This is a genomic window from Pseudomonas helleri (assembly GCF_045830615.1).
Taxonomy (GTDB): domain Bacteria; phylum Pseudomonadota; class Gammaproteobacteria; order Pseudomonadales; family Pseudomonadaceae; genus Aquipseudomonas; species Aquipseudomonas helleri.
Window position 1 is genome coordinate 1,609,967 of the sequence record NZ_CP174501.1, and the last position, 20,023, is coordinate 1,629,989.

General features: G+C 60.0%; 20 protein-coding genes. 14 read left to right on the forward strand and 6 right to left on the reverse strand.

Annotation, left to right across the window (positions count from 1 at the left end; all coding sequences use genetic code 11):
- Positions 1-77 precede the first annotated feature (77 nt).
- Positions 78-671: a nitroreductase family protein gene (locus ACJJU9_RS07465; RefSeq protein ID WP_048368650.1), complete on the reverse strand. Its 594-nt coding sequence runs from the start codon at positions 669-671 to the stop codon at positions 78-80.
- Between the two features lie 156 nt (positions 672-827).
- Between ACJJU9_RS07465 and ACJJU9_RS07470 the strand changes: the two genes are divergently transcribed.
- Together ACJJU9_RS07470 and ACJJU9_RS07475 are read left to right on the forward strand one after the other, a co-directional pair.
- Positions 828-1,277 (forward strand): YcgN family cysteine cluster protein, encoded by a 450-nt coding sequence (locus ACJJU9_RS07470; RefSeq protein WP_048368649.1) that lies wholly within the window; start codon positions 828-830, stop codon positions 1,275-1,277.
- Positions 1,278-1,304: 27 nt separating this feature from the next.
- Positions 1,305-2,537, forward strand: a complete 1,233-nt coding sequence (locus tag ACJJU9_RS07475) for a hypothetical protein (RefSeq protein WP_407730360.1) — start codon at positions 1,305-1,307, stop codon at positions 2,535-2,537.
- Positions 2,538-2,637: 100 nt separating this feature from the next.
- Here the strand turns inward: ACJJU9_RS07475 and ACJJU9_RS07480 are convergent, their stop codons facing one another.
- Positions 2,638-2,820, reverse strand: coding sequence for a hypothetical protein (locus tag ACJJU9_RS07480; protein ID WP_407731039.1), 183 nt, complete (start codon positions 2,818-2,820; stop codon positions 2,638-2,640).
- Between the two features lie 27 nt (positions 2,821-2,847).
- Here ACJJU9_RS07480 and ACJJU9_RS07485 point away from each other — a divergent pair, with 27 nt between their 5' ends.
- From ACJJU9_RS07485 to ACJJU9_RS07515, 7 genes are all read left to right on the forward strand, one after another.
- A complete protein-coding gene (locus tag ACJJU9_RS07485; RefSeq protein WP_407730967.1) occupies positions 2,848-3,645 on the forward strand; it encodes an RHS repeat-associated core domain-containing protein in 798 nt (265 codons plus the stop codon).
- Positions 3,646-3,801: 156 nt separating this feature from the next.
- The gene (gene kdpF / locus ACJJU9_RS07490; RefSeq protein WP_048368646.1) at positions 3,802-3,891 is read left to right on the forward strand and encodes a K(+)-transporting ATPase subunit F; all 90 of its coding nucleotides are present in this window, start codon (positions 3,802-3,804) and stop codon (positions 3,889-3,891) included.
- Positions 3,892-3,899: 8 nt separating this feature from the next.
- Positions 3,900-5,594 (forward strand): potassium-transporting ATPase subunit KdpA, encoded by a 1,695-nt coding sequence (gene kdpA, locus ACJJU9_RS07495; RefSeq protein WP_153439195.1) that lies wholly within the window; start codon positions 3,900-3,902, stop codon positions 5,592-5,594.
- Positions 5,595-5,604: 10 nt separating this feature from the next.
- Positions 5,605-7,677, forward strand: a complete 2,073-nt coding sequence (kdpB, locus tag ACJJU9_RS07500; protein WP_123750342.1) for a potassium-transporting ATPase subunit KdpB — start codon at positions 5,605-5,607, stop codon at positions 7,675-7,677.
- Positions 7,678-7,698: 21 nt separating this feature from the next.
- The gene (gene kdpC, locus ACJJU9_RS07505; protein ID WP_048390049.1) at positions 7,699-8,247 is read left to right on the forward strand and encodes a potassium-transporting ATPase subunit KdpC; all 549 of its coding nucleotides are present in this window, start codon (positions 7,699-7,701) and stop codon (positions 8,245-8,247) included.
- 91 nt (positions 8,248-8,338) lie between these two features.
- A complete protein-coding gene (locus ACJJU9_RS07510) occupies positions 8,339-11,005 on the forward strand; it encodes a DUF4118 domain-containing protein (RefSeq protein WP_407730361.1) in 2,667 nt (888 codons plus the stop codon).
- A gap of 36 nt (positions 11,006-11,041) precedes the next feature.
- A complete protein-coding gene (locus ACJJU9_RS07515; RefSeq protein ID WP_407730362.1) occupies positions 11,042-11,728 on the forward strand; it encodes a response regulator in 687 nt (228 codons plus the stop codon).
- Positions 11,729-11,735: 7 nt separating this feature from the next.
- On the opposite strand, the gene ACJJU9_RS07520 is transcribed toward ACJJU9_RS07515, so the two are convergent.
- On the reverse strand, positions 11,736-12,794 hold the full coding sequence (locus ACJJU9_RS07520; protein ID WP_048390043.1) for a patatin-like phospholipase family protein: 1,059 nt from the start codon (positions 12,792-12,794) through the stop codon (positions 11,736-11,738).
- A 165-nt stretch (positions 12,795-12,959) separates the two neighbouring features.
- On the opposite strand from ACJJU9_RS07520, the gene ACJJU9_RS07525 reads away from it, so the two are divergent.
- The 3 genes from ACJJU9_RS07525 (at position 12,960) to ACJJU9_RS07535 (ending at position 15,004) form a co-directional block, all read left to right on the forward strand.
- Positions 12,960-13,238 carry a hypothetical protein gene (locus tag ACJJU9_RS07525; RefSeq protein ID WP_048368639.1) on the forward strand — a complete coding sequence of 93 codons (279 nt, stop codon included), beginning with the start codon at positions 12,960-12,962 and terminating at the stop codon, positions 13,236-13,238.
- A gap of 28 nt (positions 13,239-13,266) precedes the next feature.
- Complete coding sequence (locus ACJJU9_RS07530; protein WP_407730363.1) at positions 13,267-14,016, forward strand: CHAD domain-containing protein; 750 nt, start codon at positions 13,267-13,269, stop codon at positions 14,014-14,016.
- Positions 14,017-14,206: 190 nt separating this feature from the next.
- Positions 14,207-15,004: an acyl-CoA thioesterase gene (locus ACJJU9_RS07535; protein WP_407730364.1), complete on the forward strand. Its 798-nt coding sequence runs from the start codon at positions 14,207-14,209 to the stop codon at positions 15,002-15,004.
- On the opposite strand, the gene ACJJU9_RS07540 is transcribed toward ACJJU9_RS07535, so the two are convergent.
- The 3 genes from ACJJU9_RS07540 to ACJJU9_RS07550 form a co-directional block, all read right to left on the reverse strand.
- The gene (locus ACJJU9_RS07540) at positions 15,001-15,267 is read right to left on the reverse strand and encodes a DUF3040 domain-containing protein (protein WP_407730365.1); all 267 of its coding nucleotides are present in this window, start codon (positions 15,265-15,267) and stop codon (positions 15,001-15,003) included. The two genes, ACJJU9_RS07535 and ACJJU9_RS07540, sit on opposite strands and share 4 nt — an antisense overlap.
- 100 nt (positions 15,268-15,367) lie before the next feature.
- Positions 15,368-16,849, reverse strand: a complete 1,482-nt coding sequence (locus ACJJU9_RS07545; protein ID WP_407730366.1) for a methyl-accepting chemotaxis protein — start codon at positions 16,847-16,849, stop codon at positions 15,368-15,370.
- Between the two features lie 165 nt (positions 16,850-17,014).
- The gene (locus tag ACJJU9_RS07550) at positions 17,015-17,824 is read right to left on the reverse strand and encodes a TatD family hydrolase (RefSeq protein WP_407730367.1); all 810 of its coding nucleotides are present in this window, start codon (positions 17,822-17,824) and stop codon (positions 17,015-17,017) included.
- 237 nt (positions 17,825-18,061) lie between these two features.
- On the opposite strand from ACJJU9_RS07550, the gene ACJJU9_RS07555 reads away from it, so the two are divergent.
- Together ACJJU9_RS07555 and ACJJU9_RS07560 are read left to right on the forward strand one after the other, a co-directional pair.
- Positions 18,062-19,480 carry a transglycosylase SLT domain-containing protein gene (locus ACJJU9_RS07555; RefSeq protein ID WP_153374045.1) on the forward strand — a complete coding sequence of 473 codons (1,419 nt, stop codon included), beginning with the start codon at positions 18,062-18,064 and terminating at the stop codon, positions 19,478-19,480.
- Between the two features lie 100 nt (positions 19,481-19,580).
- Positions 19,581-20,015, forward strand: coding sequence for a DoxX family protein (locus ACJJU9_RS07560; RefSeq protein ID WP_153331806.1), 435 nt, complete (start codon positions 19,581-19,583; stop codon positions 20,013-20,015).
- Positions 20,016-20,023 lie beyond the last annotated feature (8 nt).

Below are 20,023 nucleotides of genomic sequence, written 5' to 3' on the forward strand. Positions count from 1 at the left end.
TCACACTGTAGGAGCGAGCTTGCCTCGCGATCTTTTGATCTTTAAAGATCGCGAGGCTGAACTGCCCTCAACCCCCCTTACAGGCTGAAATCACCTTCAGCCACCAGTTTGCTCAACGGCTCGCGCTGGCTTGGGACTTCCTTGGCTTGCAGGTAGTCCACCAGGCTTGCTTTGTCGCCCAGTTTGCCAATGGCAACCATGGCCTGAACCGCGTAACCCTCAGGGATCTTCAGCTCGGTGCGGGCCCGTTCAAAATCCAGACCGCTCATGCCGTGGGTGTGCCAGCCGCTCAAGTGCGCTTGCAAGGCCAGTTGGCCCCAGGCGGCGCCTGTATCAAAGGCGTGGGTGGGTGCAGGTTTTTCTTCTGTGCTGCCCGGTGCGGCGAAGGTGGTTTTCGACACGATTACCACCAATGCCGCAGCGTGCTTGGCCCAACCCTGGTTGAACTCAACCAGCAGGCTCAAGTAACGCTCAAACTCAGGGGTGCCGCGCAGGGCGAAAAGAAAGCGCCAAGGCTGTGCGTTGTATGCCGACGGGGCCCAGCGGGCCGCTTCGAAAAAGCTCAGCAGGGTTGGCTTGTCCAGGGTTGCGTCGGTAAAGGCGCGCGGTGACCAGCGCTGGGTGAATTGCTCGTGAATCGGGTGTTCGGCAACGCGGTTAGAGGTTGGCATTCGAGTTTCCTGAGTGGATTTGACCAGCCGCAAAACTACTGTCATGTCTGCAAGCTGACAAGTCCTGTTACGCCGTCAGTCACAAGCGCTTGGCCCACGACAGCTTGGGCACTAGACTGGCGGCCTTTTCCACTCCCTGATGTTGATGTTTGAGCCATGGCCGCAATCGTAAAACCCTTCTGGATCCGCAAAACCCTCGATCAACTCGATCAAGAGGAGTGGGAGTCGTTGTGCGACGGCTGTGGCCTGTGCTGCCTGCAAAAACTCGAGGATGAAGAGGACAACAGCGTCTACTACACCCGTATCGCCTGCAAATTGCTCGACATGAAAACCTGTCAGTGCAGCGACTATGCCAACCGTCGTGACAGCGTGCCTGATTGCATCCAGTTGTCACCCGGCAAGGCTGAAGAGTTCAAATGGCTGCCGCCCACCTGCGGTTACCGGCTGGTCAGCGAGCGCAAGGACTTGCCGCTCTGGCACCACTTGGTCTGCGGGGACCCTGAGGCCGTGCATCATGAGCGCATTTCGCAATCCGGGCGCATGCTGGCCGAGGGCAGCGTGCCGGAAGACGACTGGGAAGATCACCTGATTTTCCGCGCCGGTTAAGTGCCGGAGCGGTGCAAAGGAGTGTGTATGCCGCTGTGTTTTAAATGGCCTTTGGGCGTATTGCTGATCATCGCCAGCGGCCCGCTGTGGGCGGGCAAAAAAGTCGACCTGGATTACCACGTGCAACTGATGCCGCAGAGCAATCAGGCGCAGGTGCGCGTGACCCTGGCTGAAGGCTCTGCGGTGCGAAGCCTGGACTTCGACCTGGGGGGGCCCGACAGTTACAGCGATTTCAAGGCGGACGGACAGTGGCAATTGACCCCGGACCCCGAGCACAGCCGTGGTCTGTGGCATCCAGGGCCGGGCAAGGCCAGCCTCACTTACCGCGTGCAGTTGAATCACCCGCTTAAAAATGGCAGCTACGACACCCTCATGACCCCGACGTGGGCCTTGTTTCGCGGTGAACAGTTGGTCCCGCCTGCAAGCCTCGATCAACAAGACGGCACCGAGTTGGTCTCGCGGCTTGAGTTCGAGTTGCCCAAGGGCTGGAAAAGTGTTGAAACCGCGTGGCCGCGTATCGGTAAGAACCGCTTTCGTATTGACGATGCTTCCCGGGTGTTTGACCGGCCTACGGGCTGGATGCTCGCTGGCACGCTAGGCACCCGGCGTACCACCTTGGGTGAAACCGAAGTGACCGTGTCGGCGCCAAAAGGGCAGGGCATGCACCGCATGGATGTCATCACCTTGCTGACGTTTGTTTGGCCGCAAGTGCAAGCCGTGTTCCCGCGTAACCCACCTAAACTGTTGATCGTGGGGGCGGCCAGCCCGATGTGGAGAGGCAGTACGGCAGACCACAATTCAATTTATCTCTCCAGCGTCTTGCCGCTGGTCAGCGAAAGCGGCAGCAGCCCGTTGCTGCGAGAAGTGGTGCAAGTGTTTGCCGGCATTAATGCTGAGCCGGGCCATGAGTGGATCGTTGACGGTCTCAGTGAGTACTACGCCATTGAACTGCTGCGCCGTGCGGGCGGCATGAGCGACGAGCGTTACCAGACCCTGCAGCATCGGCTCAATGCGGCCGGTAAAGGCGTCACTCATTTGCGCGCAGCGACCGTTAACCAGGCGATGCAGGCCCGTGCGGTGACGGTGTTGCAGGCACTGGACCGCGAAATACGCTTGCAAACACACAACAAGCGCTCGCTGGATGACGTGAGCCGGGCGCTGATGCGCATGGACAAGGTGAGCACGGCGTCGTTTATCCAGCTCAGCGAAAGTGTGCTGGGTGGCTCGTCCGAGGTGATGGATAGCCCTTTGCTGCGTTGATGATGTCGGGAACCTATCAGATTTGACAGGTACCCAGTCAGGCTGAAGGGGCTGAGAATGACCCTTTCTTTGCGGGAAGGATGCAGTCATGGCCATTTCTTCAGTGCAGTATGTCTACGACCCACTGGACCGGCTGGTCAGCTCGGTTCTGGCCGGCGAGCCACTCTTGCAGCGCTTTTATCAACGCCAGCGACTGGCCACAGAAATTCAAGGCGATGTCACCCGTTGTGTGTTTCAGTCTGCGGATCAGTTGTTGGCGCAGGGCGATAACACGAGCACGCATTTACTGATCACTGATTTACAACGTTCAGTGTTAGGCGCTGATCAGGAAACTCGTCAGGGTTATAGCCCCTATGGACAGCGTACGACTCACCGTGGGTTGAGTACATTGCTGGGGTTTAATGGTGAGCGGCCAGACCCCACGAGCGGGCGTTACTTATTGGGCAACGGCTATAGAGCGTATAACCCGGTGCTGATGCGGTTTAACAGCCCGGACAGTTTGAGTCCGTTTGGTCTCGGAGGAATCAATGCTTATGCCTACTGTTTGGGGGACCCGATTAACCGGCTGGACCCCACTGGGCATATTCCCTTTTTCAACAGTTTCATGCGTCGGGTAAGAGCCGTGTTCAGACGAACTCCAGATATCCAGCCCGCGACGACTAATCGTAATCCCTTAGCCAACGCTAATTCAGGGTATTACCATCAGCGTCAGAGATGGGCGCCTTCTGAAGGTCGCTTGCCGACTTACGCATCGATACATAGTGATCCTGTTTTAGAAAACTCATCGACCCGTTTCATTTACTCCTCAGTTCCAGAAAGGCCTCCAACTTATGTCAACAGGCCTGTTTCTCCGGGTGAATTACCGCCCACGTATGAGTTCACAGTAGCGTCTCCCGAGACTCAGTATGTAATGGATCAGCCTTCTCCACGCTCGAGCCCGCGAAACTCTCAAACGATGAGGTCTTCGTCAGTGAGACTTAGCAGGAGATCATCCGAGATCGAGGCGTTGCAAAGAATGTTCCATGAAGTGGAAGCGACCGAGTTGAGGCTGCGTGCTCCGCAACTGGCCAGAGGAGCACAAATGGCTAATGCTCTCATTCGAAGGTAGAGCTATCTCCCCTCGCGATACTTGAGGTGATAGAGCTTTGAGCTGATCTCTTTACGCCTTCTTTACGCCCCCGCATCCCTCTCGATCTCGATCCTTTACGCCCACATTGCACACACTCTTCCTACACGCGGCAGGTGCCGCTTTGGGAGAGTTGTCATGGGCGTTCTGGATGGGGTGTCCCTGCTGCTGGCAGTGGGGCTGTTCGTTTATCTGTTGGTTGCGCTGTTGCGCGCAGATCAGAACTAGGAGCGGATATGCACAGTTATGACTATGCGCTGATTCTGGCCTTCTTCGTTCTGGTGTTACTGCCAGCACCGTGGCTGGGGCGCTTTTATTACAAGGTGATGGAAGGTCAGCGTACCTGGATGACTCCGGTACTGGGGCCTGTCGAAAACGTGTGCTATCGCATTGCCGGAGTTGACCCGAACAGCGAGCAAAGCTGGGTCAAATACATGCTGGCGCTGCTGGCCTTTAACCTCGCGGGCTTTGTCATCCTGTTCGCGATTCTGCTGTTTCAGCAGTACCTGCCGCTCAACCCGCAACACTTGCCGGGGCAAGAGTGGACGCTGGCGTTCAACACGGCGGTGAGCTTTGTCACCAACACCAACTGGCAGAGTTACAGCGGCGAAGCGTCGCTCAGCTACCTCAGCCAAATGGTCGGCCTGACCGTGCAGAACTTTGTCAGTGCCGCCACCGGCCTTGCGGTACTGGTTGCGCTGTGTCGCGGTATCAGCCGCCGTTCAACCAAAACCCTGGGTAACTTCTGGGCGGACATGACCCGTGCCACGCTGTATGGCCTGTTACCGTTGTGCCTGGTGCTGGCGGTGTTTCTGGTGTGGCAGGGCGTGCCGCAAACCTTTGCGCACTATGTCAACGCTGTGACGATGCAAGGTGTCGACCAAGTGATCCCGCTGGGCCCGGCTGCCAGCCAGATTGCGATCAAGCAACTGGGCACCAATGGCGGTGGTTTCTTCGGTGCCAACTCGGCGCACCCGTTTGAGAACCCGACAGCCTGGAGCAACCTGTTTGAACTGGCCTCGATCATCCTGATCCCGGTGGCGCTGGTGTTCACTTTTGGCCATTACGTCAAAGACCTTCGTCAAAGCCGGGCCATCATGGCCTGCATGCTGGCGTTGTTCCTGATCGGTGGCGGCACTGCGCTGTATGCCGAGTACCAGCCCAACCCGACGCTGAACAGCCCACTGGTTGAGCACACTGCACCACTGGAAGGCAAAGAAGTCCGCTTCGGCACCACCGCCACAGTGCTGTGGGCCGAGACCACTACCGCCGCTTCCAACGGTTCGGTGAACGCCATGCACGACAGCCTCAACCCCATGAGCGCGATGGTGGCGATGGTCAACATGATGGTCGGCGAAGTGATCTTCGGCGGTGTCGGCGCCGGGCTCTACGGCATGTTGCTCAACGTGCTGATCGCGGTGTTCCTTGCTGGCCTGATGATCGGCCGCACCCCGGAGTACCTCGGTAAAAAGCTGCAGGCCAAAGAAGTGCAATTGCTGGTGGTGACCCTGCTGGTGATGCCAGTAGGTGTGCTGGTGCTGGCCGCCATTGCGGCGGTATTGCCCAGTGCAGTGGCGGCGGTGAGTAACCCCGGCCCGCACGGTTTTAGCCAGATTTTGTACGCCTTCACCTCTGCCAGTGCCAACAACGGCTCGGCGTTTGGCGGGCTCAGTGGCAACACACCGTTTTACAACCTGATGCTGAGCCTGGGCATGTTGCTCGGACGCTTCGGTTACATCCTCCCGGTACTGGCCCTGGCGGGCAGTCTGGCGATGAAGAAAACCGCACCGGTTGGCCAAAACACCTTCCCGACCCACGGCCCGCTGTTTGTGGCACTGCTGACCGTGACCATTTTGCTGGTAGGCGGCCTGACCTTCTTGCCGACGCTGGCACTGGGTCCCATCGCTGAACAACTGACTATGGGCTTCTAAGGAGACGATCATGACTATGCCTGCTCCTGTTTCAAAATTGACGCCTACGCCTGAAACCCAGGCGCCGCAAACCCCTAAAACGGCGTTTGCCGACCTCTGGCGCCCGGCGTTGCTGCAAGCCTTTGTCAAACTCGACCCGCGCCAGCTGAAACGCTCGCCGGTGATGCTGGTGGTTGAGCTGACCGCCATTTTTACCTCGGTGTTGTGCTTTATGCCCGAGGCGTCGGTGCCGACCGCGGTGGCCGTGCAAATCGCCATCTGGCTGTGGTTCACCGTGTTGTTCGCTAACTTTGCCGAAGCCTTGGCCGAAGGCCGCGGTAAAGCCCGTGCCGACAGCCTCAAGGCCGGGAGCGAGGGCCTGAGTGCGCGCCGCCGGACCACGACGGGCAGCTTTGAAATCGTGCCGGCCACCCGCCTGCGCAAAGGCGATGTGGTGCGCGTTGAGGCCGGGGAGATGATCCCCGGTGACGGCGAGGTGATCGAAGGAATTGCCGCCGTCAACGAGGCCGCGATTACCGGCGAGTCTGCGCCGGTGATTCGTGAGTCGGGTGGTGATCGCTCGGCGGTCACCGGCAACACCCGGTTGGTGTCGGACTGGCTGCTGGTGCGCATCAGCACCAACCCCGGCGAGTCGACCCTGGACCGCATGATTGCCCTGGTCGAAGGTGCCAAACGGCAGAAAACCCCGAACGAAATCGCGCTGGATATTCTGCTGATCGGCCTGACCCTGATCTTCCTGATCGTGGTGGTGACCCTGCAACCGTTTGCCTTCTATGCCGGTGGCAGCCTGCCGCTGGTGTTTCTGGTGGCGCTGCTGGTTACGCTGATCCCTACCACCATTGGTGGCTTGCTGTCCGCCATCGGTATCGCCGGTATGGACCGTCTGGTGCGCCTCAACGTGATCGCCAAATCGGGCCGTGCGGTTGAAGCGGCGGGTGACGTGCATGTACTGATGCTCGACAAGACCGGCACCATCACCTTTGGTAACCGTCGTTGTGCCGCCCTGTATGCCTCACCCGGTGTGACCGCCAAAGAGCTGGCCGAAGGGGCGCTGCGTGCGTCGCTTGCGGACGACACAGCGGAAGGCAAGTCCATCGTCGAATTCATTCGAGGTTTGCACAGCTTCACTGAGCCTGCGGTCGAGGAATTCACAGCGGTGCCGTTTACCGCCGAAACACGCTTGTCGGGTATCGACTACCACGGCCGGGTGTACCGCAAAGGCGCGGTGGATTCCGTACTGGCGTTTGTCGGTATGAAACGTCACGAAGTGCTGCCTGCGTTGTCCCGTGAAATCGACAAAATCGCACAAAGTGGCGGCACCCCGTTGCTGGTCTGTGGCCAAGGCCGTTTGCTCGGCGCGATCCACCTCAAGGACGTGGTCAAGCCCGGCATTCGCGAGCGCTTTGCCGAACTGCGCAAGCTGGGCATTCGGACCGTAATGGTGACCGGCGACAACCCGTTGACCGCCGCCGCAATCGCAGCCGAAGCCGGGGTGGATGATGTGCTGGCCGAGGCCACACCCGAGAAAAAACTGGCGCGCATTCGCCACGAGCAAAACGATGGCCGCCTGGTAGCGATGTGCGGCGACGGCGCCAACGACGCCCCGGCGCTGGCTCAGGCTGACGTGGGCATGGCGATGAACGACGGCACCCAGGCAGCGCGTGAAGCGGCCAACATGGTTGACCTCGATAGCGACCCGACCAAGCTGCTGGACGTGGTGCAAATCGGTAAGGAACTGCTGGTGACGCGAGGCGCGCTGACGACCTTTTCGATTGCCAACGACGTGGCCAAGTATTTCGCGATCTTGCCCGCGCTGTTTGCCTCGATCTACCCGCAGTTGGGCGTGCTCAACATCATGCACTTGGCCAGCCCGCAGAGCGCGATTCTCTCGGCCATCGTGTTCAACGCCTTGATCATCGTGGTGTTGATTCCCTTGGCCCTGCGCGGGGTGCGGGTACAGGCGGCCAGCGCTGCACACCTGCTGCGTCGCAACTTGCTGATCTATGGCGTGGGCGGGCTGGTGGTGCCTTTTATCGGCATCAAGCTGATCGACATGCTGCTCACTGCGCTGCACTTGGTTTAAGCGTTTTCGGAGGGATTGATCATGGCAAATGTATTACGTCCGGCCTTGAGCCTGATGCTGTTGATGACCGTCATTACCGGCGTGGCTTACCCGCTGGTCGTGACCGGGATCGCCCAAGTGGCGTTCCCGCAGCAAGCCAACGGCAGCCTGGTGCGTGACAGCGCCGGGCAGGTCAAGGGCTCGGCATTGATTGCGCAAGACTTTACCGGTGACGACTGGTTCCACCCACGGCCTTCGGCGGGCGCGTTTGCCACGGTGTCCAGTTCGGCGAGCAACCTGGCGCCGAGCAACCCGGCCCTGGCCACACGGGTCAAGGAGAGTGCAGCGCAGCTTGCCGTGCCGGATCAAGGCCCGGTGCCGATGGCCATGCTGACCACGTCGGGCAGCGGTCTGGACCCGCACTTGCCACCGGAGGCAATTCGCTATCAACTGGTACGGGTTGCAGCGGCTCGGCACTTGCCGGTACAAACGGTTGAACAGTTGCTTGAACAACACATCGAACAACCGTTGATAGGCCCGCCAGTGGTCAATGTGCTGTTGCTGAACCAGGCGTTGGCGCAATTGCAGTAAATCTCCTGTAGGAGCGAGCTCGCCTCGCGATCTTTAAAACTCGCGAGACAAGCTCGCTCCTGCAGTTTCAGGTATTCATCAGGACAAACCCATGAGCCATTCTGGTCGCGCCGATGCGTTGTTAGCTGACTTGCCACGCGCAGGCCGTGGCCGGCTCAAAGTGTTTCTGGGCGCGGCCCCCGGCGTTGGCAAGACGTACGCCATGCTGCAGGCCGCGCACACCCAATTGCGCCAAGGGGTCACGCTGTTGGCCGGGGTGGTCGAGACCCATGGCCGTGCTGAAACCGAAGTGTTGCTCAACGGTTTGCCCCAACTGGCCATGCTGCGCTCGGAGTATCGCGGCGTGCAGCTTGAAGAAATGGACCTCGATGGCCTGCTCGCGGCCAAGCCCAAGCTGGTGCTGGTTGATGAATTGGCCCACAGCAATGCCCCCGGCAGCCGTCATGCCAAGCGCTGGCAAGACGTGCAGGAACTGCTGGCAGCGGGCATTGACGTCTACACCACGGTCAACGTTCAACACCTCGAAAGCCTCAACGACCAGGTGCGCGGTATCACCGGGGTGCAAGTGCGTGAAACCGTGCCCGACTGGATCGTCCAGGAAGCCTATGAGCTGCTGCTGATCGACCTGCCACCCCGTGAGCTGCTGGAGCGTCTGCGCGAAGGCAAAGTCTATGTGCCTGAGCAGGCCCGTGCGGCCATCGATGCGTTTTTCTCCCAGACCAACCTCAACGCCCTGCGCGAACTGGCGATGCAGACCGCCGCCGTGTACGTCGACGATGAGCTGGACAAAGGCTATCGCCAGCAAGGCCAATCGGCCCCGGCGCTGCGTGGGCGGCTGTTGGTGGGCGTGGACGGTGATGTGCATGCCGAGCGTTTGGTCCGCCATGCCAGCCGGGTCGCAGAGCGGCGGCATTTGCCCTGGAGCCTGGTGCATGTGGATAACGGCACGGTGCGTGACGAGCAATCGCGCCTGCGCTTGCAAAGTGCCCAGCAATTGGCCGAGCGCCTGGGCGGCGAAGTGGTCTTGCTGCGTGCGGGCGAGGTGGCCAAAACCCTGATCCAGCACGCCAGCGAGCGTCGGGCCAGTCTGCTGCTGGTGGGCCAGTCGCGGCTGACCTGGCGCCGCCGGATGTTGGGTGGCGGGCTGGCTGCGCGCTTGCTGCGCGATGCCCATGGCCTGGAAATCAACGTGCTGGATCACGAGCAATCGCCCGCGCCGGTGGTTACCCGTGGCAAGCACACGCTGGTGTGGTTTGACTATGGTCTGGCGCTGGTGGCCACAGTGCTGGCAAGCGCCTTGGCCTGGGGGGTTTCCAGTGTGCTGGCGCTGCCCAACATCTCGCTGGTGTTTCTTGCGGCGGTGTTGCTGGTGGCGGTGCGCAGCAGCCTTGGGCCTGCGCTGGCCTGTGCGGCGATGTCATTTTTGGCTTATGACTTTCTGTTTATCCCGCCCAATTTCTCGTTCAGCATCCAGCGCGAAGAAGACGTGCTCACGCTGTTGTTCTTTCTGTTGATGGCGGCTCTTACCGGTAACCTGGCCGCGCGCCAACGCCGACAACTGCAAGCCTTGCGCGACACCCAGGAAGAAACCACGCAGTTGCTCGACTTGTCGCGCAAGCTCACCGCTGCCACGGACCGGCAGGCAGTCATCAATGCCGCCGCCCAGCATTTGAGTGGCTGGAAAGAGCTCAACATGTGCCTGCTCAACCGCGATGACAACGGCGACTGGACCATCGAAACCGGCGGCCCTTTGCATTTCAACGAAGCCGAGCGCGCCGCTGCGGACTGGGCCTGGGCACACCTTCAACCGGCAGGCAAAGGCACGGGGACGTTGCCCATGGGCAATTGGTGGTGGTGGCCGATCAGCGCTGAAGAAGGGCCGTTGGCATTGCTCGGCGTCAGCCCCAAAGACGGCCAAACCCTCAGCGGCCAACGTCGGCGCCTGTTGATGGCCTTGAGTCAGCCGCTGGCTCAGGCGCTGGCCCGTGCGCGGTTGGCGCAAGACCTGGAAGCTGCGCGCCTGCATGGCGAAACCGAGCAACTGCGCAGTGCTTTGCTGGCGTCGGTGTCCCATGACTTGCGCACTCCGCTGACCACCATGCGCGGCAGCATCGATACGCTGCTGGCGCTGGGGGAAGCGATCGCGCTGGAGGACCGGCGCGAATTGCTCGAAGGCACCCGTGATGAGGCCGAGCGTCTGGATCGCTACATTCAGAACCTGCTGGACATGACCCGCCTGGGCCACGGCGCCTTGAAACTGGCGCGTGACTGGGTTTCACCCGCCGACATCGTGGGCAGTGCCTTGAACCGGCTGCGCGCTGTACTGGCGCCGTTGCAGGTGCAAGTGGATGTGCCGCCGCAACTGCCGCTGTTGCATGTGCATGCGGCGTTGATCGAACAGGCTTTGGTCAATGTGCTGGAGAACGCTGCACGCTTCTCACCGCCCCATGGGCAACTGCGCCTGAGCGCCGGGGCGCATGAAGGGGAGTTGTGGTTTGCGGTGAGTGATCAAGGGCCGGGCATTCCCGAAGAAGACCGCGCCAAGATTTTTGACATGTTTTACACCGCTGCCCGTGGCGACCGAGGCGGGCAGGGCACCGGGCTTGGCCTGGCCATTTGCCTGGGCATGGTCGGCGCCCATGGCGGGCGCATCACTGTGGCTGAAGGCATCGACGGGCAGGGCACCTGCATCACCTTGTTTTTGCCGTTACGCGATCAACCGGCCATGGATCAGGAAGAGGCGGAGCGTGAAGACTGATACTCTTTGGCCCTACTTTTGTAGCGATGAATTGCCATGAGCCAGCCAGCGACGATTTTGGTCATTGATGACGAACCTCAGATCCGCAAGTTTTTGCGCATCAGCCTGGTGTCCCAGGGCTACACCGTGCTTGAGGCGGCGACCGGAGCCGAAGGCTTGAGCCAGGCGGCGTTGAACAAGCCGGACGTCATGGTGCTCGATCTGGGCTTGCCGGACATGGACGGCCAACATGTGTTGTGCGAGTTTCGTGAGTGGTCGACGGCGCCGGTGCTGGTGCTGTCAGTGCGCGCCAGCGAAGCGCAAAAAGTCCAGGCGCTGGACAGTGGCGCCAATGACTACGTGACCAAACCGTTTGGCATTCAGGAATTTTTGGCGCGCATCCGCGCCTTGTTGCGCCAGGCTCCCAGCGGTGAGGCCCGGCAAGCGGCGGTTGAGCTGGGCCCGTTAATCATTGATCTGGCGTTTCGCCGGGTGCTGCTCGACGGCGTAGAAGTGGGCCTGACCCGCAAGGAATACGCGGTGCTGGCGCAGCTGGCGAGCCATCCGGGGCGGGTGATTACCCAGCAGCAATTGCTTAAGGACATCTGGGGCCCGAGCCATGTCGAGAACAGTCACTACCTGCGGATCGTGGTCGGGCATTTGCGGCAAAAACTGGCCGATGATCCGACCTCGCCGCGTTTTATCGCCACCGAGGCCGGTGTGGGCTACCGGCTGTTGAGCTGAGGCCTCGTCAGGGTTGCGAGCGCTGGTCAGCTTCATAACGGTCCAGCGTGTCTTTGGCAATTTCCCGGCCCAGGGCGATGAGCTCGGCGGCCTTGTAAAACTCAAAGAAGCGGCACACCCGTTTTGGCACGTTGATCAGAATATCTGGCGGGTATCCGGCGATTTTGTACTGCGCTAAAGAGGTCTGCATCACCTCGAAGCTCTGGTTGATCAGATCCAGCAGCGACGCCGGGCCGACGTTGTCGATGATGACCGAACCGGTGGCGGACTTGGGCGCGCCTTGCGTGTTGGCCGCAAGGCTGGGCGCAGGCTTGGGTGTCGCGGAGTCGATCCAGGGATTAAAGGGCACTTCAGCTTCTGGCTCGGTGGCAGGCTTGAGCATCTCCTGTTCAAGGTCGAGCAGGTGCTCCGCCTGGCGGGTGCGAAACGGAATGTGAGAGCCCAGCGAATTCATCAGGTTGTTAAACCGGCCTTTAAAGGCCGCCGGGCGCGGGATCACCGGGAGCTGGTAATGGTTTTGCGTGGTGGAGTTGAGGTTGACGGCGACAATCAGGTCGCAGTGGCTGGACACCACCGGGACGATGGGCAGCGGGTTCAGCAAACCGCCATCGACCAGCATGCGGTTGCCCTGCATCACCGGGGTAAACAGGCTGGGAATGGCTGCCGAGGCGCGCATGGCCTGGTGCAGGCAGCCTTCTTGAAACCAGATTTCCTGCTGATGGGTCAGGTCGGTGGCGACGGCGGTATAAGGGATGCGCAGGTCTTCAATATTGATTTCGCCGACAATGTTGCGAATTTGCCCGAAGACTCTCTCGCCACGAATGGCCCCGAGGCGAAAACTCACGTCCACCAGGCGTAGTACATCCAGATAATCCAGGCTTTGTATCCAGTCGCGGTATTGATCAAGCTTGCCCGCGGCATAAATCCCGCCCACCACGGCGCCCATCGAACAGCCAGCAATGCAGGCAATCTCGTAACCCCGGCTTTCGAGCTCTTCAATCACCCCAATGTGGGCATAGCCCCGTGCGCCTCCGGAGCCCAATACCAGTGCAATACGTTTTTTCATGAGCCGGTCCTTTGCAAGGCAAGAGCTTACAATGCCTTTTTGTGTGAGTCAGTGACAGCTCAAAGCGGTTTGGCCAGCTAGTCTTGTTCCACGACGTTTTGCGTTACGGCACTTTTAGGCCCGTTTCCCGTCTTAGCACTGAACAATTATTTGAGGATTTGCCCCATGAAAGCTTGGATCTGTGTGCCATTAATGGCGATTGCTTTGGTCGGTTGCGCGGGCAAGAAGGTTTATCGTGACAGTTGCGGCACCCAGTTGGACGCGGCCTGGCACGAACTGGACCTGGCCAAAGCTGAAGGGTTTGCTGGTACGGTCAGCTATTCCAAAGCCCTGTCTTTGCTGACGGCGGCGAAAACTCAGCAACAATTCGAGGCCTTTGAAGGCTGCACGGCCAAGGCCGAGAAGGCGCGCTTCTATATCCAGGAGTCCCGCGCCGGGCGTTGAGGCGCCAACCTGACGAGGGAGAGTAAGGATGTCTGATTTGGTTAATCGGATCGTGGCTAACTGCTTGCGCCTGGAGGTCAAATTGTTGGCCTGTCAGGCGCGTTTGCAGGCCGAAACCGATCCTGAAGCACTGCATGACCTGCGTACGACGGTCCGTCGTTTGCGCAGCCTGTTACGCCCGTTGCGGGGGTTGCCGGGCGTAGTCCAGCTTGAAATGTCGGCCTCCCAGGTCGGTGTTTTGACCACCCCGCTGCGAGACCTTGAAGTGTTGGCGGCGCACCTGGAACAACAGGGCCACCCGACCCTGGCCAAGCGCCGGCTAACACAATTGGCCGGTAGCTACCCACGGGTGGCGGCCAGTACCGAGCTGTCGCAATTGCTGATGATCCTTGAGGCGTTCCCGCGCTTTTTGCGCGCCAGCCAGCGTGAGGGCTTATTGCGCGGGTTACGCCAGCGCATTGAGGCGATATTGGCCAAACAATGGCAGGCGCTGCACAAAGCCTTGAAAGATCCGGCTCACGATCGGCATAAGGTCCGGTTGTTGATCAAGCGCGTGCGTTATGGCGCTGAAGCCTACCCCGAGCTGGACCGCGTGCCCAAGGCCGTGATGAAACACCTCAAAGAGGCGCAAAAGGCTTTGGGTGAATGGCATGACGCCTGGCAGTGGCTCGCTCAGGCAGAGCAACAGCCTGACTTGCAGCCGTGCGTTGAACAGTGGCGCACCACCCTGGCCCGAGGCGAGAAACGCGCGGACCGGGTGTTGGCCAAATTGCGTTGAGGCGTTCACATTCCCCCTGTAGGAGCGAGCTTGCCTCGCGATCTTTTGATCTTTAAAAGATCGCAGCCTTCGTGCCTCGGCAGCTCCTACGGATTTGTGTTTTTCACTGCTTCATTTGGCGCATATAGGCGCTGTGCCGAGGCGGGCGGGTCAGTAGTATCACGGCCTATTGTTCAGCGTTGAGGTGTGTATGCAGTTTTCTGAATTGGTCGACGCTGTACGTAAAAACCCCCTGGATGTGACCATCACGGAAGATTGGGGTCAGGGGCGGGCCAGTTTTGGTGGGCTGATGGTGGCGTTGCAGTACGAAGCCATGCGCGCTCAAGTGTCCAGCGAGCGGGCGTTGCGCTCATTGGCGGTGACGTTTGTCGGGCCCGCCGAGCCGGGCGTGCCGGTGAGCTTCGAAGTCGAGGTGCTGCGCGAAGGCAAGGCAGTGAGCCAGGTGCTGGGTCGGGCCGTGCAAAACGGCCAGGTGGTGACACTGGTGCAAGGCAGTTTTGGTGGCGCCCGCGAGTCTGCGGTGAAGGTAGACAGCTTGCCTGCCCCTGACATGAAAGCCCCCGAGCAATGCCCGCTATTGCCCTATATCAAAAGGGTGACCCCGGAATTCATGCGGCACTTGTCGATGGCGTTTGCCGTGGGCGCCATTCCGTTTACCGGGCGTGGCACACGTGAAATGGGCGGTTGGGTGCGTTTTGCCGGTGAGGTGGCAGAGCAGCCGCTCACAGAAACCCACCTGCTGGCGTTGATCGACACCTGGCCTCCGGCGTTGTTGCCGTTGCTCAACAAACCGACGGCGGGCAGCACGCTGACCTGGACGGTGGAGTTTGTGCAGCCGCTACCCGCCGCCAACACCCTGGACTGGTGCAAATACCTGGCGGTGATCGAACATGCCCGTGACGGCTACGGCCATGTGGCAGCCAATCTGTGGGCGCCCAATGGCGAACTGATTGCAATCAGTCGCCAGACCGTCGCCATCTTCGGTTAAAACGTTTTGCTGCGCTGTGCTTGCTGAGCCTTGGCATCCAGCTGGCGGCTCTGGCGCTGAATGGCCATGCCCGCAAACAGCGCCACCAGGCCAATCACCGCGCTTGAGGCGTTGTTGCTGAACACACCGGTAGCCAACAGCAGGAACGCCAACACCATCATCGCCACAGCCAGCAGGCTCAGCGCCTGATGGCTGGCACTGTGGGTGCCTTGTGGTTTAGAGCGCCATTGCCAGGCGGGTAGATCAGGATGACGTTTGCCCATGATTTCTCTCCTTGGTTCAAGGGTTCAGTCTTGTCTGAACCGGATGAGCCAAGAATAGGGGCGAGCCGGGCGAACGGCGAATCAACTCTGGCTATAGGCCTTATAGCTTTAACTGACCAATGGCCCGGTTCAGCTCTCCGGCCAGGGTCGCCAACTGATTGCTGGTGGTGGCCGAATCGACGGTTTGTTGCACGGTGTCTTCAGTGACATCACGGATACTGACCACGGCGCGGTTCATTTCTTCGGCTACTTGGCTTTGCTGCTCGGCCGCGACCGCGATTTGCGTATTGCTTTCGCGCATTTGCGCTACCGCGTGGGTGATCTCGGCCAAGGCTGCGCCTGCTTCCTGAGCCTGTTGCACGCAATCGTCGGCCTTGAACGAGCTTTCTTGCATAAAGTCCACGGCGTCACGGGTGCCGGCCTGCAAGGCTGAAACCATCGTGGTGATTTCGTCGGTAGAGGTTTGCACGCGCTTGGCCAAGTGCCGCACTTCGTCGGCCACCACGGCAAAGCCACGGCCCATGTCGCCCGCCCGGGCGGCTTCGATGGCGGCGTTGAGCGCCAGCAGGTTGGTTTGTTCAGCGATGCTGTGGATCACACTGACCACGCTATTGATCTGCTGGCTGTCCTGGGCCAGTTGCTGAATCATCTCGGCGGTTTTTTGCACGCCATCCGAGAGGTTGGCAATGGAGGTTTGCACGCGGCTGACCACTTGCTGCCCGCTGCCGGCCAGGTCGTCGGCGGTTTGCGACAAATCACGGGTGGCACCTGCGTGTTGGGCGATGTGATGGACCGTGGCAGTCATCTCATTGATGGCCGTGGCGGCCTGGTCCGTCTCGCTTTGCTGGCCGAGCATACCGTGTTGCACTTCGTTCATGCTGCTGGCCAGGCGCGCGGCCCCGGCATCCAGTTGCGCGGCGGTGTCTGCCACGGTGTTGACCACCCGCTGATAACCCGCCTGCATGGCATTGAAGGCGCTGGCCATCTGGCCGACCTCATCGTTGCAGGCCAACGGCACACGGGCCGACAAATCGCCGGTTTTTTCGACGTGCAGCATCACGTCCTTGAGGGTGTTGAGCTGGCTGAGCAGAAAACGGATCAACAGTTGAGAGGCGCAGAGCATGGCCAGCATCAGCACCAGGACGGCCGCCGCATAATTGGGCAAACGTTCGATGAACACTTGCGCCAGGCTAGGCGCATAGGCCAGCACGGCGACCTTCTGACCATTCTCGCGGCTGACCACCTCGGCTCCGGACAGCGGGTTTTGCCCGAACACTGGCATGTGATTGAGCGATACCCAACCATTGGCGTCGCTTAATTGCGGCAACGGCTGCCCGTTGACGGTCGGCACGGTGTCGGGCACCAGTGGCAGCAGGTCTTGGGCTTCGGGCAGTGGCTGATTGGCCGGCCACACGCTGAGCAGGTGCGCCTGAGCCTTGGCATTGGCGTGGGCGGCGTTGCTGCGTGATTGCTGTTCGAGTTGAACGGCGTACAGCACCAGCAGCAACGTGGTGACGAAGGCCACCGCATTCACAGCCCAGAATTTGTATTTAAGCGAGATGTTGCTAAGCCAGGCACCCATGGAAGGTCTTCTCTGATGTGGCGAACACAATATTGGCAAGGTGCCATCATTGTGCCGCTACTTTATGAAGACAATGTTGATATGGGTCAAGCCATCTGGCACAAAGCGGACCCGGATTAGCAAGATGAAGAGATCGCGAGGCAAGCTCGCTCCTACAGATTTGGGTTATGCGTCCAGCATCGGCAACCCGAAGAACGCCCGGGCGCAGGCGGTAGTGTGGGCGGCCAGGTCGTGTTCGGACTCGGCGCGGTGCACGGCCACTTCGCGCAGCACTTCAGGCAGGTAGGCCGGTTCGTTGCGGCCACTTTTGGGCTTGGGGCGCAAGGTGCGCGGCAGCAGGTACGGCGCATCGCTCTCAAGCATCAAGCGGCCACGCGGGATGTCGCGGACCAGCGGGTGCAGGTGGGTGCCGCGGCGCTCGTCACAAATCCAGCCGGTAATGCCGATGTGCAGGTCCAGGTCGAGGTAGCTGAACAATGCCCGCTGCTCGCCGGTAAAACAGTGCACAACCGCTGCCGGCAGGTGGTCGCGGTAATTGCGCAGGATTTCCAGCAGACGCTGGTTGGCGTCGCGCTCGTGCAGGAAGACCGGTAGTTGCAGCTCCACGGCCAGCGCCAAGTGCTCTTCCAGCACTTTCTCTTGTTGTGCACGCGGCGAGAAGTCGCGGTTGAAGTCCAGCCCGCATTCGCCCACGGCCCGCACGTTCGCCTCCTTGAGCAAGGCCCGCAGACGCTGGGTGCTATCGCCGTTCCAGTCGCTGGCCGAATGCGGGTGAATACCCGCCGTGGCGAACAGCCGTTGGCCGTTTTCGTCCAGCTCGCGGCACAGTTGCAAGGCCTGTTCGCTGCCTTCAACGCTGGTGCCGGTGAGGACCAGTTGGGCAACGCCAGCAGCATACGCACGGTCCAGCACGGCTTGGTGCTTACCGTCGAAACTGGAGTTGGTCAGGTTGACGCCGATATCGATGAGTTGCATGGTTCTACCTCAGGCCACAGGCCGTGAAGCATATCAGAGCTGTAGTTTTATAAGAAAAACCAAGAACTACAGACGGTTATGGTTGTCTTTGAATGCCGCAACAACGCAATGCCTTTTTCATTTCAGGGTGCATTGGCTGTATTGCGCTCTGTTTCCAGCGCTGAAATTCCCCCAATGGGGTGACCGACCGTCGGGTAATCCGATGCGGCGCGGGACTGTATTCTTTCCGGAGAACGGATGACGAGACCTACGTTATTGATTGCGCTGTGCCTGTTGCTGTTGCCGCTCCCGGCAATGGCGCGATTGGCTGGGCCACTGCAAGTCGGGCAGCCAAGCCAGGTCCGCGATCTGGCGCAGATTCGCAGCAGCCAGGTGTTGCGTGTGCTGGTGAATCAAAGCCGCAACAGCTCCGGCGAAGTGCAGGGCCAGGACATCGGTGTTGAATACCATCGCCTGCGCGCTTTCGAGCAGTACCTGAATGCCAACGCCCGCGACGGGCACGAAATCACTCTCAAGATTATCCCCAAGGCCAAGGACCAGTTACTCGGTGCGCTTATGCGTGGCGAAGGCGACTTGATGGCGCCGGGTGAGTTGCTGGACGTCAAGCCCAGCCATGCGGTGAGCCCGAGTGATCCTGTGGTCGATCGGGTGCCGTTGTTGCTGGTCGGGAAGAAGGGCGAGCGGCGTTTTACCCGGTTTGAGCAACTGTCCGGGCGCACAGTGGCATTGACCACGGGCAGCGCGGCCGGTGAGTCCATCAGCCTGATCAATCAAAAACTCGCGTTGCGCAAATTGCCCCCGGTGAAGGTGGAGTGGGTCGACCCGAGCCTGGCGGTGGAAGATGTGCTGGAGATGGTGCAGGCCGGGATCTTTCATCTGACCATTGTCGAAAAGCCGATTGCCGAACGTTGGGCCACGCTGATGCCCAAGCTGCGCTTTGATCGTCAGGTGCTGATCAGCGAGCCGGCTGCGATGCGCTGGTTTGTACGCCGCGATGCTGCCATGTTGCACGCCAGTGTCGACAAGTTCCTGGCCAGTTATAAAGCCCCGTCCAATCAGGATCTGGCGTTTGAGAAGGTTTACCGAGGCTTGTACCGGGTGCATTACCCGCTGGCCAAAACGGACCGGCAAAAACTCGAAAAACTGCGACCGGTGCTGCAAAAACATGCACGGCAACAGGGTATGGACTGGTTGAACCTGGCCGCGCTGGCCTTCAAGGAGTCGGCCCTGGATCCCGGTGCACGCGGCTCGGGTGGCGCGACGGGGCTGCTGCAAATTACCCCTTCGGCGGCACAACGAGTCGGGGTCAATGACATCAAAAATGTCGATAACAATGTGCAGGCCGGTGCCAAGTACTTATCGATGATCCGCCGTAAATTTTTTTCCAGCCCCAAACTCAACGAACGTGAGCGCATGGCCTTTGTACTGGCGGCTTACAACATGGGCCCTGAGCGGGTGCAGGCCATGCGGGCAGAGGCCAAGCGACGGGGCTTGAATCCCAATCAATGGTTTTTTCAGGTAGAGCGTATTGCCATGGAACAGATGGGCATGAGCGCCGTCAGCTATGTTAATAGCGTGAATAAATACTATTTGGCATTCGACCGCGAGCGCGACTCTTTGGAGCCGGCAGCAGGACGGGTAGCCTCTCGCAAGTAATCGAATAATTCGATTGTAATGCGGGGTTTATTCGACTTTTAACATTATAAAAACTGATTAATATGGCGTCCATTCCCAACCTGATTTGAAGGAACGCACCATGAGCAAATTGATCCAGACTGTTCTCGCCACCCGTGCCGGCTACGGCTTAACTGTCTTGCGGGTGTTTGTCGGCATCATCTTCGCGGCCCACGGCTCGCAAAAGCTTTTTGGCTGGTTTGGTGGGGGCGGCCTGGCGGGCACCGCACAATGGATGGAAAGCATCGGTCTGGCACCGGGCACCTTGATGGCACTGTTGTCGGGCGGGACTGAGTTCTTTGGCGGGCTGGCCTTGATTATCGGTTTGCTGGCACGCCCGGCGGCCTTGGGCTTGTCGTTCACTTTGCTGGTGGCGATCTTCTCGGTGCACATCCACAACGGGCTGTTTATGGCCAACAACGGCTATGAGTTTGCCCTGGCCTTGCTCGGCGGCACGCTGGCAGTGTTGCTTGAAGGTGCTGGCAAGCTGTCGGCTGATCGGGCCATCGCGAGTTAAACGCGAGC

What these genes read in the sequence shown, in the direction of transcription:
- kdpB (WP_123750342.1), top strand. Translation starts at nt 5,605, where the DNA reads ATGACTATGCCTGCTCCTGTTTCAAAATTGACGCCTACGCCTGAAACC.
- ACJJU9_RS07510 (WP_407730361.1), top strand. Translation starts at nt 8,339, where the DNA reads ATGAGCCATTCTGGTCGCGCCGATGCGTTGTTAGCTGACTTGCCACGC.
- ACJJU9_RS07465 (WP_048368650.1), bottom strand. Translation starts at nt 671, where the DNA reads ATGCCAACCTCTAACCGCGTTGCCGAACACCCGATTCACGAGCAATTC.
- ACJJU9_RS07540 (WP_407730365.1), bottom strand. Translation starts at nt 15,267, where the DNA reads ATGGGCAAACGTCATCCTGATCTACCCGCCTGGCAATGGCGCTCTAAA.
- ACJJU9_RS07560 (WP_153331806.1), top strand. Translation starts at nt 19,581, where the DNA reads ATGAGCAAATTGATCCAGACTGTTCTCGCCACCCGTGCCGGCTACGGC.
- ACJJU9_RS07475 (WP_407730360.1), top strand. Translation starts at nt 1,305, where the DNA reads ATGCCGCTGTGTTTTAAATGGCCTTTGGGCGTATTGCTGATCATCGCC.
- ACJJU9_RS07555 (WP_153374045.1), top strand. Translation starts at nt 18,062, where the DNA reads ATGACGAGACCTACGTTATTGATTGCGCTGTGCCTGTTGCTGTTGCCG.
- ACJJU9_RS07470 (WP_048368649.1), top strand. Translation starts at nt 828, where the DNA reads ATGGCCGCAATCGTAAAACCCTTCTGGATCCGCAAAACCCTCGATCAA.
- kdpF (WP_048368646.1), top strand. Translation starts at nt 3,802, where the DNA reads ATGGGCGTTCTGGATGGGGTGTCCCTGCTGCTGGCAGTGGGGCTGTTC.
- ACJJU9_RS07515 (WP_407730362.1), top strand. Translation starts at nt 11,042, where the DNA reads ATGAGCCAGCCAGCGACGATTTTGGTCATTGATGACGAACCTCAGATC.
- kdpA (WP_153439195.1), top strand. Translation starts at nt 3,900, where the DNA reads ATGCACAGTTATGACTATGCGCTGATTCTGGCCTTCTTCGTTCTGGTG.
- ACJJU9_RS07535 (WP_407730364.1), top strand. Translation starts at nt 14,207, where the DNA reads ATGCAGTTTTCTGAATTGGTCGACGCTGTACGTAAAAACCCCCTGGAT.
- ACJJU9_RS07530 (WP_407730363.1), top strand. Translation starts at nt 13,267, where the DNA reads ATGTCTGATTTGGTTAATCGGATCGTGGCTAACTGCTTGCGCCTGGAG.
- kdpC (WP_048390049.1), top strand. Translation starts at nt 7,699, where the DNA reads ATGGCAAATGTATTACGTCCGGCCTTGAGCCTGATGCTGTTGATGACC.
- ACJJU9_RS07550 (WP_407730367.1), bottom strand. Translation starts at nt 17,824, where the DNA reads ATGCAACTCATCGATATCGGCGTCAACCTGACCAACTCCAGTTTCGAC.
- ACJJU9_RS07520 (WP_048390043.1), bottom strand. Translation starts at nt 12,794, where the DNA reads ATGAAAAAACGTATTGCACTGGTATTGGGCTCCGGAGGCGCACGGGGC.
- ACJJU9_RS07525 (WP_048368639.1), top strand. Translation starts at nt 12,960, where the DNA reads ATGAAAGCTTGGATCTGTGTGCCATTAATGGCGATTGCTTTGGTCGGT.
- ACJJU9_RS07480 (WP_407731039.1), bottom strand. Translation starts at nt 2,820, where the DNA reads ATGCGTGCTCGTGTTATCGCCCTGCGCCAACAACTGATCCGCAGACTG.
- ACJJU9_RS07545 (WP_407730366.1), bottom strand. Translation starts at nt 16,849, where the DNA reads ATGGGTGCCTGGCTTAGCAACATCTCGCTTAAATACAAATTCTGGGCT.